Source organism: Mesorhizobium sp. 43Arga (assembly GCF_053714255.1).
Genome location: NZ_JBSKBO010000008.1, coordinates 174,379 through 190,844, shown reverse-complemented (window position 1 = coordinate 190,844; position 16,466 = coordinate 174,379). Strand labels below are relative to the sequence as shown.

Annotated in this window: 18 protein-coding genes; 17 read left to right on the top strand and 1 reads right to left on the bottom strand. The window is 63.2% G+C overall.

Annotated features, from left to right (window positions below):
• Nucleotides 1-31 precede the first annotated feature (31 nt).
• From pyrE to ACWGS8_RS25605, 17 genes are all read left to right on the top strand, one after another.
• Nucleotides 32-610, top strand: coding sequence for an orotate phosphoribosyltransferase (gene pyrE, locus ACWGS8_RS25685; RefSeq protein WP_454583535.1), 579 nt, complete (start codon nt 32-34; stop codon nt 608-610).
• 46 nt (nt 611-656) lie between these two features.
• Complete coding sequence (locus ACWGS8_RS25680) at nt 657-1,058, top strand: VOC family protein (RefSeq protein WP_454583534.1); 402 nt, start codon at nt 657-659, stop codon at nt 1,056-1,058.
• A 263-nt stretch (nt 1,059-1,321) separates the two neighbouring features.
• Nucleotides 1,322-1,921, top strand: coding sequence for a DUF2062 domain-containing protein (locus ACWGS8_RS25675; protein ID WP_454583533.1), 600 nt, complete (start codon nt 1,322-1,324; stop codon nt 1,919-1,921).
• Nucleotides 1,918-2,331: a holo-ACP synthase gene (gene acpS, locus ACWGS8_RS25670; RefSeq protein ID WP_454583532.1), complete on the top strand. Its 414-nt coding sequence runs from the start codon at nt 1,918-1,920 to the stop codon at nt 2,329-2,331. Before ACWGS8_RS25675 ends, acpS begins: the two co-directional genes overlap by 4 nt.
• A gap of 77 nt (nt 2,332-2,408) precedes the next feature.
• Complete coding sequence (gene lepB / locus ACWGS8_RS25665) at nt 2,409-3,158, top strand: signal peptidase I (protein WP_454583531.1); 750 nt, start codon at nt 2,409-2,411, stop codon at nt 3,156-3,158.
• A gap of 4 nt (nt 3,159-3,162) precedes the next feature.
• Entirely contained in the window at nt 3,163-3,876 is a 714-nt protein-coding gene (gene rnc / locus ACWGS8_RS25660; protein ID WP_454583530.1) for a ribonuclease III, read from the top strand.
• Nucleotides 3,861-4,793, top strand: a complete 933-nt coding sequence (era, locus tag ACWGS8_RS25655) for a GTPase Era (RefSeq protein ID WP_454583529.1) — start codon at nt 3,861-3,863, stop codon at nt 4,791-4,793. Before rnc ends, era begins: the two co-directional genes overlap by 16 nt.
• A 418-nt stretch (nt 4,794-5,211) precedes the next feature.
• Nucleotides 5,212-5,436, top strand: a complete 225-nt coding sequence (locus ACWGS8_RS25650) for a hypothetical protein (RefSeq protein ID WP_454583528.1) — start codon at nt 5,212-5,214, stop codon at nt 5,434-5,436.
• A gap of 23 nt (nt 5,437-5,459) precedes the next feature.
• Nucleotides 5,460-6,626 (top strand): porin, encoded by a 1,167-nt coding sequence (locus ACWGS8_RS25645; protein WP_454583527.1) that lies wholly within the window; start codon nt 5,460-5,462, stop codon nt 6,624-6,626.
• Nucleotides 6,627-6,758: 132 nt separating this feature from the next.
• Nucleotides 6,759-7,520 carry a DNA repair protein RecO gene (recO, locus tag ACWGS8_RS25640; protein WP_454583526.1) on the top strand — a complete coding sequence of 254 codons (762 nt, stop codon included), beginning with the start codon at nt 6,759-6,761 and terminating at the stop codon, nt 7,518-7,520.
• Nucleotides 7,517-8,035 (top strand): PaaI family thioesterase, encoded by a 519-nt coding sequence (locus ACWGS8_RS25635; protein ID WP_454583525.1) that lies wholly within the window; start codon nt 7,517-7,519, stop codon nt 8,033-8,035. Before recO ends, ACWGS8_RS25635 begins: the two co-directional genes overlap by 4 nt.
• A gap of 83 nt (nt 8,036-8,118) precedes the next feature.
• The gene (locus ACWGS8_RS25630; protein WP_454583524.1) at nt 8,119-10,869 is read left to right on the top strand and encodes a DUF2339 domain-containing protein; all 2,751 of its coding nucleotides are present in this window, start codon (nt 8,119-8,121) and stop codon (nt 10,867-10,869) included.
• A gap of 161 nt (nt 10,870-11,030) precedes the next feature.
• A complete protein-coding gene (locus tag ACWGS8_RS25625; RefSeq protein WP_454583523.1) occupies nt 11,031-11,549 on the top strand; it encodes a sigma-70 family RNA polymerase sigma factor in 519 nt (172 codons plus the stop codon).
• The gene (locus ACWGS8_RS25620; RefSeq protein ID WP_454583522.1) at nt 11,546-12,337 is read left to right on the top strand and encodes an anti-sigma factor family protein; all 792 of its coding nucleotides are present in this window, start codon (nt 11,546-11,548) and stop codon (nt 12,335-12,337) included. Before ACWGS8_RS25625 ends, ACWGS8_RS25620 begins: the two co-directional genes overlap by 4 nt.
• 208 nt (nt 12,338-12,545) lie before the next feature.
• Complete coding sequence (locus ACWGS8_RS25615) at nt 12,546-13,652, top strand: peptidase C39 family protein (RefSeq protein ID WP_454583647.1); 1,107 nt, start codon at nt 12,546-12,548, stop codon at nt 13,650-13,652.
• On the top strand, nt 13,649-15,112 hold the full coding sequence (locus ACWGS8_RS25610) for a RimK family protein (RefSeq protein ID WP_454583521.1): 1,464 nt from the start codon (nt 13,649-13,651) through the stop codon (nt 15,110-15,112). The genes ACWGS8_RS25615 and ACWGS8_RS25610 overlap by 4 nt, the downstream gene beginning before the upstream one ends.
• 121 nt (nt 15,113-15,233) lie before the next feature.
• Nucleotides 15,234-15,506 (top strand): DUF3303 domain-containing protein, encoded by a 273-nt coding sequence (locus ACWGS8_RS25605; protein ID WP_454583520.1) that lies wholly within the window; start codon nt 15,234-15,236, stop codon nt 15,504-15,506.
• A gap of 18 nt (nt 15,507-15,524) precedes the next feature.
• Here ACWGS8_RS25605 and ACWGS8_RS25600 read toward each other — a convergent pair whose 3' ends face one another.
• Nucleotides 15,525-16,442 carry a LysR substrate-binding domain-containing protein gene (locus tag ACWGS8_RS25600; RefSeq protein WP_454583519.1) on the bottom strand — a complete coding sequence of 306 codons (918 nt, stop codon included), beginning with the start codon at nt 16,440-16,442 and terminating at the stop codon, nt 15,525-15,527.
• Nucleotides 16,443-16,466: the final 24 nt, after the last annotated feature.

Here is a 16,466-nt window from a genome sequence, read left to right as displayed (position 1 = left end):
CAAGATCAGGGTCAATTCAAAAGGGGCGCAGATGAAGACCGATGAAGTGCTGGGTATTTTCCGCGAGGCGGGTGCTGTTCTGGAGGGGCATTTCATCCTGACGTCGGGCCTGCGCAGCCCGGTCTTCCTGCAGAAGGCACGGGTGTTCATGCATGCCGACAAGACCGAGCGGCTGTGCAAGGCGCTGGCCGAAAAGATCCAGGCAGCAGTGCCGGGCAAGATCGACTATGTCGTCGGCCCGGCGATCGGCGGCCTGATCCCGGCCTACGAAACCTCGCGCCATCTCGGTGTGCCGGCGATCTGGGTCGAGCGGGAAGGGGGCGAGTTCCGCCTGCGCCGCTTCGAGATCGCCAGGGGCGCGCGCGTCGTCATCGTCGAGGATATCGTCACCACCGGCCTGTCGATCCGCGAAACCATCGAGTGCCTGCGCGAGCTTGGCGCCGAGGTGGTGGCCGCCGCCTGCATCATCGACCGTTCCGCCGGCAAGACCCATGTCGGCGTGCCGCTGATCGCGCTCGCCGAATATGAGGTTCCGGCCTATCCGCCAGACCGGCTGCCGCCGGAGCTTGCCGCGATACCCGCGGTCAAGCCTGGCAGCCGCAACATCTGACCATGCATGTCGCCCAAAAGTGTGCGGCGGTTTTGGGAGTGACGACATGCATGACAACAAACTCGAAATGATCGTTGGGATCGATCATTTCGTGCTGACGGTGGCGTCGCTCGAAGCGACCTGCGTCTTTTACCAGCGCGTGCTGGATTTCGAGCGCATCGATACGCCGGGCCGGCCGACAGCGCTGGCTTTTGGCAGCCAGAAGATCAATGTCCATGAAATCCGCCGCACTTTCGAGCCGAAGGCAAAGGCGCCGACGCCAGGGTCAGGCGATTTCTGCCTGGTCACCGAACGACCACTCGACGAAATCCGTGCCCGTCTCGAAGCCAATGGCGTTGCGCTCGAACTGGGACCGGTCGAGCGCATTGGGGCGCGCGGTCCGATGATGTCTGTCTATTTTCGCGATCCGGACGGCAATCTTGTCGAAGTCAGCCAGTACTTGCGGTAGTGTCTCAGGCATCCGGCTGCGACAATAAGCCGAAGCCATTCTCAAATTCGCCGCGATTGTCAGGCGTTGGAGACGTGAACCTTACCAAAGATTATAGCGGCGCGGCCGCTGTACAGGTAGCCTTCGGTTGTTGCCGGGGTTGCGGATCGCTATATCAAAGTCGCGATTGCCTTCGGGTGGCCGCAAAGCGCAAGATGCGGCGGTTGAAGCCCGGCTGAAGACGGCCGGCATGTAAGCTGTAAAGTATCGGGAATAGGAAGAGAGTGCTTTTTCGTCGCCGCAAGCCTGATGGTCTTTTGGAGCGGGTGCGCACCTATCTGTGGCCGCGCCGCTCGTTTTCGCGCTCGCTTCAGTATTTTTCCAAGCGCATCCTGCGTCTGAAGGCCACCCCGCATGCGGTGGCCGCCGGGGTCGCGGCTGGTGTCTTCGCGTCGTTCTTTCCCGTGGGCTTCCACTTCATCATTGCCGCCGTTCTATGTTGGGTGATCGCCGGCAATCTTGTGGCGGCGGCACTTGGCGCTGTTTTCTTCGGCAATCCGCTGACTTTTCCCATTCTGTGGGGCGCATCCTGGGAAACCGGCAAGCTCATCCTGCACGATCGCCTGCCGGCGCATGGTCCGCCGGCGCATCTGGGCGAAATGCTGCACACGCTTTCCTTTGCGAAACTGTGGCATCCGGTGCTGGAACCCATGCTGATTGGCGCTGTGCCGCTCGGGCTGGTGTTTGGCCTCCTGTTCTACGGCGTCACGCGCTGGGGCATGAATGTCTTTCGCGAGCAGCGGCGCAAGCGGCTGGCCGAGCGCGCAAGGAGCCGCGACCAGCCGCCTCATCCCGGAGCAAGCATCGGTTCTGCTACGCGATGATCATCGGCATCGGCAGCGATCTGATCGACATCAGGCGCATTGAGAGCTCGCTGGAGCGTCACGGCCAGCGCTTCGTCCAGAGGATCTACACCGAGGTCGAACAGGCGCGTTCGGAAAACCGACGAGCCCGCGCCGCTTCCTACGCCAAGCGCTTCGCCGCCAAGGAGGCCTGCGCCAAGGCACTGGGCACCGGTCTGGCGCAAGGCGTGTTCTGGCGCGACATGGGCGTCGTCAACCTGCCCAGCGGTGCGCCGACCATGGCGCTGACCGGCGGAGCGTTGGCGCGGCTCGAAAAAATCCTGCCCCAGGGGCACCGGGCGGCGATCCACCTCACTATCACGGATGATTTTCCGCTCGCTCAAGCCTTTGTGATCATCGAGGCGTTGCCCGTCGAACAAGCGCCACATTGATTGCATCTGACGACCGGCATTGACGTTGCCCAGCGCGCGCCGAGACTCTATACATCCAACGCACAATCGAGGACGACATGAGCGTGGCTGAAAAATCCCAGAAGAAATCCGGCGGGCTTGGCGAAACCGTCAGCGTCATCGTCCAGGCGCTTTTGCTCGCGCTGGTCATCCGCACGCTGTTGTTCCAGCCCTTTTCGATCCCGTCGGGATCGATGCGGCCGACGCTTCTGGAGGGCGACTATCTGTTCGTCACCAAATGGTCCTACGGCTATTCGCGCTATTCGTTGCCGTTCGGGCCCGACCTGTTCTCGGGCCGCATCTGGGGTTCCGAGCCCAAGCGTGGCGACGTTGTGGTGTTCAAGTTCCCGCCGGATCCCTCCGTCGATTACATCAAGCGCGTGGTCGGCCTGCCCGGCGACAAGATCCAGATGAAGAATGGCCAGCTGTTCATCAACGGCGTCGGCGTGCCGCGCGTGAAAACCGGCCAGATTGACAATCCCGATATCACCGAGATGCCTCAGCCGATCGACGTCTACCGGGAAACCCTGCCGAACGGCGTCAGCTACGACACGCTCGACCTCAATCCGAATTCCATCGGCGACAACACGCGTGAATTCGAGGTGCCGTCCGGCCACTATTTCATGATGGGCGACAACCGGGACAATTCCGCCGACAGCCGGTTCACCGTCGGCTATGTTCCAGCCGAGAATCTGGTTGGCCGCGCCAACCTCGTCTTCTTCTCGATCGCCGGCAAGGCGAGCCCTCTCGAAATCTGGAAATGGCCGTCGCTGATGCGCGTTTCGCGCCTGTTCCACTTCGTCAACTAGGGTCATGGCGTCAACAAAACGGTTGACCGCCGATGCGCTCGCCGAAGCGCTGGTGCAACGCACGGGCCATGCCTTTGCCGACCGCCAGCGCCTGCAGCGTGCGCTCACCCATGCCAGCGCCCGTGGCGCCAATGCCGGCACCGACTACGAGCGTTTCGAATTTCTCGGCGACCGGGTTCTCGGCCTGGTCGTTGCCGATATGCTGCTGGCGGCGTTTCCCGATGCAGCGGAAGGCGAATTGTCGCTGCGGCTCAATGCGCTGGTCAATGCCGAGGCGCTTTCCGAGATCGCCGAACATATCGGGCTGCCGGACCTGGTCCGTGCCGGATCGGATGTGCGCGGCCTCGAGGGGCGCAAGCGCGTCAACCTGCGCGCCGACGCCTTGGAATCACTAATCGCCGTGCTCTATCTCGACGGCGGGCTGGACGCGGCACGCGCCTTCATCCACAAATATTGGCAGCCGCGCTCACAGGCTTCGGGTGCGGCGCGCCGCGACGCCAAGACCGAATTGCAGGAATGGGCACATCAGGCGGCGAGTGCGGTTCCGGCCTACCAGATCGACAGCCGCGAGGGGCCGGACCACGATCCGCTGTTCACCGTCAGCGTCAGAGTTGGCGCATTTCAGCCGGCGACCGGCAGCGGCCGTTCCAAACGTGAAGCGGAGCAGGCAGCCGCGGCTGCCCTTCTGCTGCGCGAAGGTGTATGGAACGCGGCATGACCGATATTGAAACTGCTGAAACCCCCGCCACGCATTCCGGCTTCGTCGCGCTGATCGGCGCGCCGAATGCCGGCAAATCGACGCTGGTCAACCAGTTGGTCGGCGCCAAGGTGTCGATCGTCACCCACAAGGTGCAGACGACCCGCGCCATCGTGCGCGGCATCGCCACGCATGACAATGCGCAGATCGTCTTTGTCGACACGCCCGGCATCTTCAAACCCAAGCGGCGCCTCGACACCGCGATGGTGACCACCGCCTGGGGCGGCGCCAAGGATGCCGATATCGTGCTTTTGCTGATCGATGCCGAGCGCGGTATCCGGGGTGATGCCGATGCTATCCTCGAACGGCTGAAGGATGTGCGCCAGCCGATGGCGCTGATCCTCAACAAGGTCGACCGGGTCAAGCACGAGACGCTTCTGGCCCTGTCCGCGGCGGCGAACGAGAAAGTGCCGTTCAAGCGCACCTTCATGGTCTCGGCGCTGACCGGCTCCGGCTGCAAGGACCTGCTCGACTATCTGGCGCAGGCGCTGCCGTCCGGCCCCTGGTACTATCCGGAAGACCAGATTTCCGACCTGCCGATGCGCCAGCTGGCGGCCGAGATCACCCGCGAAAAACTCTATCTGCGGCTGCATCAGGAACTGCCCTATTCCTCGCATATCGAAACCGAGAAATGGGAAGAGAAGCCGGACGGCTCGGTGCGCATCGACCAGACCATCTATGTCGAGCGCGACAGCCAGAAGAAGATCGTGCTCGGCCACAAGGGCGAGACCATCCGTGCCATCGGCCAGGCGGCACGCATGGAAATCGCTGATATGCTGGAGCAGAAGGTGCACCTCTTCCTGTTCGTCAAGGTGCGCGAGAACTGGGGCGACGATCCCGAACGCTACCGCGAGATGGGGCTCGAATTCCCGCACTAGCGGCCCGGCGTGTCATCGACGCGGTGCCGGCGACCGCAGGCGCTGGACATGATGTGATTCCTCGGCCGTCTTTGCTCTCGTTCGCGCACCTGTCGCGCTCGGCCCCCTAAAGCCTGTCAGGTGGCACGCACCGGCATGTGATTGTCATGGAGCGAGAGGGCTGCCGTCACAAATCAGGAACGCGACAGCGCGCGCCGGTGCGTTTCGATTGCTTTGGCAGATATGGCCAACCCAGCGACCAGCATGGGTGTCCATCCAACCTGGAGGTGGATTGGATGTCAGTCAACGATAAATGGAGCGAAAAATAACCGCCGATTGTTGTCGGAAGTAGACAAAAAGTCCCATTTAATGGGGTATCTGGGGAATTATAGTCTGTTTAGAGTATAGTTAGCCGAGAAATTATCGGGATATATATTGATTGTATGACGTTGTGCCGATTGTGCCGAATGCTACGGTGGCGAGTGTTATTTGTGCAACACAGCATTTATCTGTTCACAGAATCGCCGTTATTTCCAAAACCGTCATTGAAGGCGGAAGATTGATGGGTATGTTCGCCGCGAAAAGGGACGCAGTGCGCGCCCTTTTCGTTGTGGGAATGAGGCGGGAAAAAATAGCCGCCAGCCACAGATCCGAAGCCATTTAAACTATGACTGGAGAGGTCAGAAAATGAACATCAAGAGCCTCCTTCTCGGCTCAGCCGCGGCACTGATCGCGGTCTCCGGCGCTCGCGCCGCGGACGCTGTCGTCGTCGCCGAACCGGAGCCGGCCGAATACGTCAAGATTTGCGACGTCTACGGCGCCGGCTACTTCTACATCCCGGGCACGGAAACCTGCCTGCGCATCGGCGGCTATCTCCGCTATGACATCGGCGTCGGCGATTCCGGCTCGTTGGATGGCGTCAATAACGTTGCCGATAGCGTGGACGGCCGTAGGCACGACACCTACTACAAGAACATGCGCTTTTCGCTGAAGACCTGGACCGGCCAGGAGACTGAACTCGGCACGCTGAAGACCTACACCGAGACCCGCTGGCAGTTCGGCAATTCCTCCGGCGATTACACAGGTAACGGCACTGGCTGGGTGGCCGGCAACAAGACCGCCACCCTCAATTTCGCCTGGATACAGCTCGGTGGCCTGCGCGTCGGTAAGGATGAAACGGCATACGACCAGTTCATCGGTTACGCCGGCAACGTCATCCAGGACACGACCATCCCGTATGGCGTCAAGGACACTAACGTCGTCCAGTACAATTTCGACGCAGGCAACGGCATCACGGGCGTGATCTCGCTCGAAGAAGGCGCGACTGCTTCGGGTATCGCGGACACGATCGACAGCTATGTTCCCCACGTGGTCGGCGGTCTGAAGTACAAGGGCGACTGGGGCGCGATCACCGGCGTCGTCGCCTATGACAGCAACTATGAGGAAGTGGCCGGTAAGGTTCGCCTGGACGTCAATGTCAACAAGGAACTGTCGCTGTTCATCATGGGCGGCTACGGCACCGACGACAACCTCAAGGACCCGACGAACTTCGTCAACGCACATGGCCGTGGGCAATACAAGCCATGGGGTGGCAACTGGGCAGTCTGGGGTGGCGGTACCTACAAGTTCAACGACAAGACGGCGTTCAACGTCCAGGCTTCGGCTGACGACGACAAGAACTACGCTCTTGCGGCGAACGTCGCCTACACCATCGTCCCGGGCTTCACGATCACGACCGAAGTCGACTGGGATCACTACGGCAACTTCGGCAATCCCTCCCTCTACGGCAACTGGACCAAGGCCAACAAGAAAGACAGCGTCGGCGGCATCGTCCGCTTCCAGCGCAACTTCTAACCGATCGGCTGACCTACCAGGCCGCCCGCAGCGTATCGCTGCGGGCGGTTTTTTATGCGTTGTCGCGAGAGCCGGCCCAGGCGCCAGGCTCATACCTTGATTTCGCCACCCGATCGGTGAAAAGCTCTGGGCATGGAATGGCGCGACGAGGGAATCATTCTCGGCACCCGCAAGCATGGCGAAACCAGCGCCATCCTCGAGGTGATGACCCGCGCGCATGGCCGCCATCTCGGTCTCGTGCGCGGCGGTCGTTCGCGCAAGCAGCAACCTGTTCTCCAGCCCGGCAACCGCGTCGATCTCTTGTGGCGGGCGCGCCTTGACGAGCATCTCGGCACATTCCAGGCCGAGGCGATCGAGATGAATGCCGCCAGGCTGATGGACAGCGCCGTCGCCGTCTACGGCCTGCAGACCATGGCCGGGCATTTGCGCCTCTTGCCCGAGCGTGACGCCCATGGCGGCCTTTATGAAGCTCTCGCCGTGATGATCGTCCATCTCGACGATGCCGATACTGCCGGCGAACTGGTGGCGCGCTTCGAGCTTCTGATCCTCGATGAACTCGGCTTCGGCCTCGATCTCAGCCAATGCGCCGCCACCGGCACAAGGCAGGATCTGGCCTACGTCTCGCCGAAGTCGGGTCGCGCGGTGTCGCGCGAAGCCGGCGCGCCATGGCGCGACAAGATGCTGGCGCTGCCGGCCTTTCTGCAACGCGGCTCCGGCCTGCGCGGCGATCCTGCCGCGATCGAGGATGCCTTCCGGCTCACCGGTTTCTTCTTCACCCGGCATGTCTATGAGCCGCGCGGCATCGAGGCGCCCGACGCCCGCGCCGGCTTTCTTGCCGCACTGCGCAAGCATCACGCGGCGCGCAAGGCCATTGCCGGAGACAATGCGGCATGAGCGAAGTCGAATTGTATCCGGGCCGGGTCTCGCCGCTCGGTCTCGGTACCATTCCGCACGCCGACATCCTGAAATACACCGGCCTGGAATTGCTGCAGCGAATCATCGACGGCAGGTATCCGGCACCGCCGATCTCGTTCCAGCTCAGCTTCGCGCTGACCGAAGTGTCGGAAGGTCGTGCCGTGTTCCGCGGCGTGCCGAATGAGCGCCACCTCAACCCGCTGGGCGGCGTACATGGCGGCTGGGCGGCAACGCTGCTCGATTCGGCATTGGCCTGCGCCGTGCAGACGCTGCTCGAAAAGGGTGAGGCGTATACGACGGCGGAGTTCAAGGTGAATCTCACGCGGCCGATCACGCCCAGGACCGGCGAGGTGGTTTGCGAAGGCAAGGTGGTCCACAAGGGCCGCACGCTTGCCGTTTCGGAGGCGACACTGAAGGATGCCGGTGGCAAGCTCTTGGCTTTCGGCACCGAGACATGTTCGATATTTCTAGCCGCCAATCTGGCGGCACGTTGAGTTTTCCAGCCGTTTAGCCGCCGCATTTGAATGTCAGTGAGATGAAACGTCAGTGAAAACTGGCCTGGTTTGGGGGAACCGCCATGTTTGAAAGCCTGATCGGCCTTGTCGCCATCATCGCCTTGTTCGTCATTATTTCGCGTCAGCAGAGCCGCATCGGTCTGATCGAACGCGAACTTGGCGCGCTGCGCAGTCTCGTCCTCTCAGGCGCCGTGCCGCCGGTGGCCAAGCCTTCAGAACAGATGGCGGCCGATGGCAAGGCCGAAGCGGCGCCGATGGCTGCGGCAGCGGCCGATATCGCCTCGCCGGCGGTGAGCGAACCGGTCGTACAGGCGCCGGCTGCAGAAACGGAAGCTCCGGCCGGCGAGGCTGTGTCTGGCCCCTGGTCGACGGGCGAGGCTCCGAAGGCAGCAGAGCCTGTCGAGCCGGTTGCAGGGGCCAAGGCCCCCGGCAAGCCGGATATTGAGACTGCACTTGGCACGCGCTGGGCGGTCTGGGTCGGCGGCATCGCGCTGGCGCTGGGTGGCCTGTTCCTGATCCGTTACACCATAGAAGCCGGCATTTTTGGCCCCGGCGTGCGGCTTACCATGGCGGCGGTGCTCGGGCTGGTGCTGGTCGCAGGCGGCGAGTTCATTCGCCGCACCGGCTTCAAGGTGCCGGTGCAAGGCGTTGCCGGCGCCTATATTCCGGCGATCCTGACGGCGGCAGGTGCCTTCATCCTGTTCGGTACCGTCTATGCCGCCCATGGCATTTACGGCTTCATCGGCCCGGGGCTTGCCTTCACGCTGCTCGGTGCGATCGGCGTGGCGACGATCGCGGCGGCCCTGGTCCATGGCCAGGCGCTGGCCGGCATCGGCCTTGTCGGCGCCATGGTGACGCCGGTGCTGATCGCCTCGCAGGCGCCCAATCCCTGGGCGTTGTTCGGCTACCTCGCTATCGTGCTCGCCGCCACCGCTGTCATCGCCCGCATGCGCGACTGGAAAGCGCTGATGGCGGCGGCCTTTTTCGGCACCGGCATCTGGACCATCCTTTACATGACCGACGCGCCGGGCGTGAACCTCTCCGCCGTCCTGTTCATCGATGCCGTCACACTGGCCGTGCTCGCTTTTGTCTGGCTCGGCCGCCACCGCGACGAAACCGCCAGGACCTTCGACTGGCCGTCCATCGTGCCTGGCCTGTTCGTTGCCTTCTCGGCGCTGGGCCTGTCGGTCGACCCGGCCTTCGCCGCGGCCGGCTATGCCTTGCACGGCGCCGCTATCCTCGCGGCGATGGTGGCTGTCGCACTTTATCGCCCGCTGGCGCTGCCGCTGCTTTACGCCGCCGGTCTGGCGACGGTCATGATCTATCTCGGCATCATCCCGCCAACCTCGATCGCGTCCGACTTTTCGGCCGGCGCTCTCGGTGTCGATGGTTTGCCCGTCGCGACGTCCAATGCCTTGACCTTGCGCATCGGCATCGCCCTCGGCCTGATCTTCATCGGCGCGGGCCTGTGGGCCGCCCGTAAATTCGCGGCATCTTCCCCGCTTCGATCCGCCTCATGGGCGGCATCGGGTGTTGTCGTGCCACTGGTCATCCTGCTGGCGCTCTGGTTCACCTTCGGCAATCTCGACCGCGACTTTGTCTACGCCGCCGTCGCAGCGCTGATGGTCGTGGTTTTCGCCGGAGGCGGCGAGTGGATCGCGCGCGCCGAAGAACCTTCGCTCAAGGGCGGGCTAGCTGTGTCGTTTGCCCTTGTCGGTGCGGCGCTCGCCGGTCTCTTGATGCTGCACATGGCTTTCAATTCCGGCTGGACCACCATTCTGCTTGGCGCAGCAGCCATTGTGCCGGCGCTGGCGACGCGCTGGCGCTCCTATCCGGTGCTCGGCTGGGTTTCGGTTGGCGCCGTGATCGCCGTGCTTGGCCGCGTCGCCTTCGATCCGACCATCGTCGGCGCCGAGTTCCTGTCGACGACACCGGTGTTCAACTGGCTGCTGCCGGGCTATGGCGTCCCTGCGCTCGCCTTCGGCTTCGCCGCCTGGCAGCTCGCCCGCACCACCAATGGCCGGCCGCGCCTCGCCATGGAAGCGGCGGCGGCGCTGTTTGCGCTGCTTGCCGTCGCCATGCTGGTACGTCACGCCATGCATGGCGGCGTCATCGACACGGGTCCGATGACGCTTGCCGAACAGGCGATCTACACGCTGATCGCCATCGGTGCCGGCGCCATCCTGGTCGCCATCGACATACGCTCGCCAAGTTCTGTGCTGCGCTATGGTTCGATGGCGGCGGGCGCGGTTTCGGTCGCCTTGATCGTCATCCGACATTTCGGGGTGCTCAATCCGCTGTTTACGGACGAGTCGACCGGCCGGATCCCGGTCTTCAACCTGTTGTTCCTTGCCTATCTCCTGCCGGCCATCGCCGCCGGCGGACTGGCGCTCTATGTCAGGGGTAAGCGGCCGAAATGGTATTCGGCAATGCTGGCACTGGTCGCGGCGCTGCTTGCCTTTGCCTATGCCACCCTGTCGGTCAGGCGGCTATTCAAGGGCGAGTTCATCGGCCTGTGGAGCGGGCTTGGCCAGTTGGAGACCTACACCTATTCGGCGCTTTGGCTGGTGATCGGCGTGGCGCTGCTCAGCGCCGGAGTCTGGCTGAAGTCGCAGGTGCTGCGCATCGCCTCGGCCGCGTTGATCGCGATCGCCGTGCTGAAGGTCTTCCTCTTCGACATGTCGGAGCTGGAGGGCGTGCTGCGAGCACTGTCCTTCATCGGCCTCGGCGCCGTGCTGATCGGCATCGGCCTATTCTACCAGCGGCTTTTGACCAGGGCGGCGAGGGAGAAGATACCGGTCGTCGAACAATGACGGCAGGAATTCAATCAAGCCGGGAATAAACCGGCACCCGCCAGCGTTGTCTCATTGCTTGGGTGACCGGGGCGGCGGACCGCTTCGCGCTGGCCGCTTGCGTCGCGCCGGGAAGGCGCGTTGAATCGGGATCAACAAGGGCGATTTCAGAACCAGCGGTCATGGACGAAAAGAAGGCTGCAATCCTTGGCGAAATACCGCGACTGCGCCGCTACGCACGCTCGCTGTTGCGCAACCGGGATTCTGCCGACGACCTCGTCCAGGACTGCCTCGAGCGCGCACTCATGCGACTCGACAACTGGCAGACGGGAGAAAGCCCCAGGAGGTGGCTGTTTACGATCATGCATCATTTGTTCATCGACCAGATGCGCAAGGTGAGCCGTCGCGGCGAAGCGGCGATGCTGCCGCTGGAAGCTGGCGAGGCGGTTGCCCAGCCGGCCGAGCAGTTGGAGGGCATCGCCTCGCGTGAGATCATCAACGCGCTGCAGGCGATCAGCCCCGATCGCCGCGCGGCCCTTGTCATGGTCGCTATCGAGGGCTTTTCCTACGCCGAGGCCGCCAACATGCTGGGCGTTCCCGCCGGCACGCTGATGTCGCGCATCGCGCGCGGGCGTGAGGAACTGCGCGGGTTGCTGGATGACACGGCGCGTCGCCGCGCGATAAGGATCGTCGAGAAATGATCCGCCGCGATTTTTCAGAACGTGACATCCATATGGCGCTCGACGGCGAACTGCCTGCCGACGAGCGCGCCGCCTATGATGCCTGGCTCGACGCCAATCCCGAGATGAAGGCCAGGAGCGCCCGCTTCACAGCCGACCGAGAGGCGTTGCGTTCGGCCTTTGCCGGCGTGCTGGATGAACCTGTTCCCGCGCGCTTGCGCAAGGTGGTGCTCGGTGAAGCGCCGGTTAGGGCCGCGGTGCCGAGATCGCGCTGGTGGCTTGCCGCGGCAGCTGCCGTGCTTTTGGCCGCGGGCGGATTTGGCGGCTACTTTGCCGGCATGGACAGCGTCGGACAGGAGGATCCGGCGGAGGATCGGCTCGCCGAACAGGCGATTGCCGCCCATGTCATCTACGCCGCCGAGAAGCGGCATGCCGTGGAAGTGCCGGCAAGCGACAAGGATCATTTGCAGACATGGCTGTCCAACCGGGTCGGGCTGAAGCTGGTGGCGCCGGATCTGACCGCGAACGGCTTCCAACTGGTGGGCGGCCGGTTGCTGCCGGCCGGCGAAGCTAAGGCCGCGATGCTGCTCTACGAGGACGACAAGGGCGAGCGCATATCTCTCTTCGTCACCGCGGAATCGGCGGAGAATGCCAAGGGCACCTATGCTTCGGCGCAGGACGGCCCGCAGGCCGTCTACTGGCTGGACAAGGGCTATGGCTGCGCCGTCGTCGGCTCGCTGCCGCGCGAGCAATTGGCGGTCGTGGCCAAGAATGCCTATGGCCAGCTTCTGGCAGGCCTCGCAAGCTGAGTTGGCCGCAATTGTTCGTAGCCGCTTGCCCATCAAAACGGCGATCCTGTTCAAAGCCCGCGAGCTTCCTTGCCGCGGCGGAACCTGTCACAATTCGGCCCTAATCAAGGAGCGATAGCGCTTGATGAATACCGGCGCTTCGGCCGGTGTTTGCGACGCTTTTGACCGGGGCCGTTTCCGCAACGCAATCGAGGTTTTCTCAAGTCGCATGCCTGCCGAGATCCGTACGGCCCGCGCGTCTGACGTCGATGATCTCGCCGCCATCGAGAAAGCCGTTTTCTCGAGCGATCGCATTTCCCGTCGCTCCTTTCGCCTGTTCATCGAGCGCGAGACCGCCGAGACGCTGGTCGCCGAAGTCGCCGGCCGCGTCGCCGGCTACGCAATCGTGCTGTTTCGCAAGGGCAGTGGGGTGGCGCGGCTCTATTCCATAGCCGTTGGCCCATTTTTCGGCGCGCTCGGCATCGGGCGCCAGCTTTTGACTGCGGCGGAGGAGGCAGCCTTCGAGCACGACCGCATGATGCTGCGCCTTGAAGTGCGCGAGGACAACGACCGGGCCATCCGCATCTACGAGCGGGCCGGCTACCGCAAGATTGGCCGCGAGCCTGGCTATTACGAGGACGGCGCGACCGCGCTTCGTTATGAGAAAACCCTGCGCGGCGACCTTCCAGTGGCCACCAGGGTGCCGTTCTACCAGCAGACCTGCGAGTTCACCTGCGGCCCATGCTGCCTGATGATGGCCATGGCCAATTTCGACCGGAATTTCGTGCCCGATCCGGTGATGGAAATCCGCTTGTGGCGCGAGGCGACGACCGTCTTCATGATGTCGGGGCCGGGCGGCTGCGAACCATTCGGCCTCGCGGTCTCGGGATATGAAAGCGGGCTCGCGGCGGAGATCTTTGTTTCCTTCTACGGCGCGCTGTTCCTGCAATCGGTGCGCAGCGAGGACAAGCGCCGGGTGATGGAACTGGCCCAGGTCGACTTTCGCCGCCGCGCGGAACTTTATGGCATCCCGGTGAATTACCGCTCCTTCACCATCGACGACATCCGCACCGCCATCGCCGCGGGAAAACTGGTGCTGGTGCTGATCAGCGGTTTCCTGATGTTCGGCAAGAAGGTGCCGCACTGGGTGCTGGCCATCGGCGACGATGGCGATCATATTCTGATCCACGATCCCTGGGTCGAGGACGAAAGGCAGGAAACCATCCTTGATGCCGCCAACATTCCCGTGCCCTACGGCATCTTCATGAACATGGCGCAGTTCGGCCGCGACGGGCTGCGTGCCGCCATCACTCTGGGGAAGCGCGACACACAATGACCTGGGTCATCCTTACCGGCCGGCAGAGCGATCTCGACCAGGTGGCGACACCGCACAAGATCATCACCAATCGCGACTATCTCGCGCATCCCTCGCTGTTCCGCGGCCAGCGGCCGAAGGTCATCAACCTGTCGAACAATTACGGCTATCAGAGCCGCGGCTACTATGCCTCGCTGCTGGCAAGTTCGCGCGGCCACAAGGTCATTCCGACCGTCGAGACGATGATCGACCTGTCCGAACGCAAGCTCTACGAACATGCGCTGCCGGAACTGGAACTGGCGCTCAACAAATGCCGCAAGGACCTCGGCGGCGCCTTTCCGGCCAAGGTCTGCATTTTCTTCGGCATCGGCCCGTCGAAAGTCTGGGACCGCTTCGCCAAGCTGTTGTTCGACTGGTTCCGGGCGCCGGCGCTCGAGGTCCACATCAAGGACAGCGCCGAATGGGCTTCGATCCGCAAGATTGGCTTCCATCCGCTGGCGCGCATGACGGAGGATGAGGAAAAGAGCTTCATCCAGTGCCTGGAGACCTACACCAACCGTGAATGGCGCGACACCAAGGGGCGCACCCCGGCGCGCTACACCTTCGCCACGCTGGTCGATCCGCACGAGGAATTGCCGCCGTCGGAAATCTCGTCGCTGCGCTACTGGGCCAAGATCGCCGAAAAGATGGGGGTCGAAATCGAGCCCATCACCAGGAAGGATCTTGCCAAGCTCGCGAACTACGATGCGCTGTTCATCCGCGAGACCACCTCGATCTCCAATCACACCTATCGTTTCGCCCGCCGAGCCCAGCAGGAGGGCATGCCCGTCATCGACGATCCGCTGTCGATGATCCGTTGCACCAACAAGGTCTATCTCAACGAGCTGATGGCTTACAACAAGGTGCCGGTGCCGCCGACCGTGATGATCGCCGGCACCTCCGACTTCGAACTGGCCGCGCAGACGCTGGGTTTCCCGTTGGTGCTGAAGATCCCGGATTCATCCTTCTCGCGCGGCGTCAAGAAATGCGAGAATATCGAGGAACTGACACGGCTTGCGACCGAGTGGCTGGAGGATTCCGACCTCCTCATCGCGCAGAAATTCATCCCGACCGAATATGACTGGCGCGTCGGCGTGCTCGGCGGCCAGCCGCTGTTTGCCGTGCACTATCTGATGGCCAAGAAGCACTGGCAGATCGTCAACCACAAGGCCAATGGCAAGCCCGACCAGGGTGGCATCAAGACCTTCACGCTGAAGGAGACGCCGGCCCATGTCGTCGAGACGGCGGTCAAGGCGGCCCGCTGCATCGGCGACGGCCTCTACGGCGTCGACCTCAAGGAGACCAAGGACGGCGTCTTCGTCATCGAGGTCAACGATAACCCAAATCTCGACCATGGCTGGGAGGATTCCGGCGAGAAGGACGAGGTCTGGGTGCGGCTGACGCAGTGGTTCCTGGAGCGGCTCGACCGGCCGGGGCGGTAACTGTTCAACCAGAGCGGTTCGCCGTTTCACGGAAATGGAGAACCGCTCTATCTCTTTGTTTTAAAGCAATTCCGGACGGAAAACCGCTTCACACTTTTTCTGGAATTGCACGGGGGAAAACATGCAGTTCATCGTGATCGAGGATTTCATCGGCTGCGACCGCAAGGAGATCTACCGCCGTTTCCGCGATCGGGGCCGCCTGAAGCCGGAGGAGCTTGTCGTCCACCACAGCTGGATCGCCGCGGATATGAGCCGCTGCTTCCTGCTGGTGGAAACCGACGACGTCACGCTGCTGCAACGCTGGGTCATCGAATGGGCTGATCTGGTCGAGTTCGAGATCGTTCCCGTGGCGACCAACAAGGACATGGTGGCAGCCTTGAGCGGGCATCTCTGACCACGGGAGCCTGACGGGTCAACGCAGCGCCGGGGAGCCGGCAGCGCGCTGGCATTGGTTGATCAGCCAATCGCGGAACGCCGCCACGACATCGCGCCCGGCGCTGCGCTCCGGAATGGTCAGGCAATAGGGCTGGCGCAGCGCGATTGCCCTGGCGGCGGGCCGGACCAGCCGGCCGTCTTCCAGCGCTTCGGCACAATAGACCCCTTGCGCCAGCGCCACGCCCAGCCCCGAAATGGCGAGGTCGAGGGCGGCGCGCGACGAGTTGGCCGACAGGCCCCGCTGCGCCGCCCGGCCAGGCTGAACACCTTCAGCCTCGAACCAGTTGCGCCAGGACGGAAACGAGGCGCCGGTCGGGCCCCAGTCGGTGTGGATCAGCGGCAGCCCGGCGAGCGGACCGCCGTCCGCCTTGATCGAGTTGGCAAGCCCTGGCGCGCAGACCGGATAGACGGCGTCCCGGGCGATGTCCTCGGTCGGGTGCTCGCGATAGTGCGGGCCGTACGAGAGCCTGATATCGATCAGCTCGCGGTCGAACGGCACCGGGTCGTCGTCGCCGCGCAACGAGATGTCGGCGGCACCATGGCTTGCCACGAAGCCCGCCAGACGCTGCGAAAGCCAGCCCATGGCCATCGAAGGCGGCACCGATACCACCAGGCGCGGGCGGAAGGCATCGCCGCCCAATTCGCGCGAGACACTGCCGATTTCCTGGAAGGCCATGGTCAGCCGCGGCAGCATCTCCACGCCGGCCTCGGTGAGCACAACCTTGCGGTTGACCCGTTGAAACAGCTTGCGCCCCATCTGTTCCTCGACGGTGCGGATAAGCTGGCTGACAGCGGCCGCCGAGACCGAAAGCTCCTCCGCCGCCGCGGCGAAGCTGCCCGTGCGCGCCGCGGCCTCGAAGGCCTGAAGTCCTTTGAGCGATGGAGATGTGACCATGATCGCCAGATAGATAAGATGAAC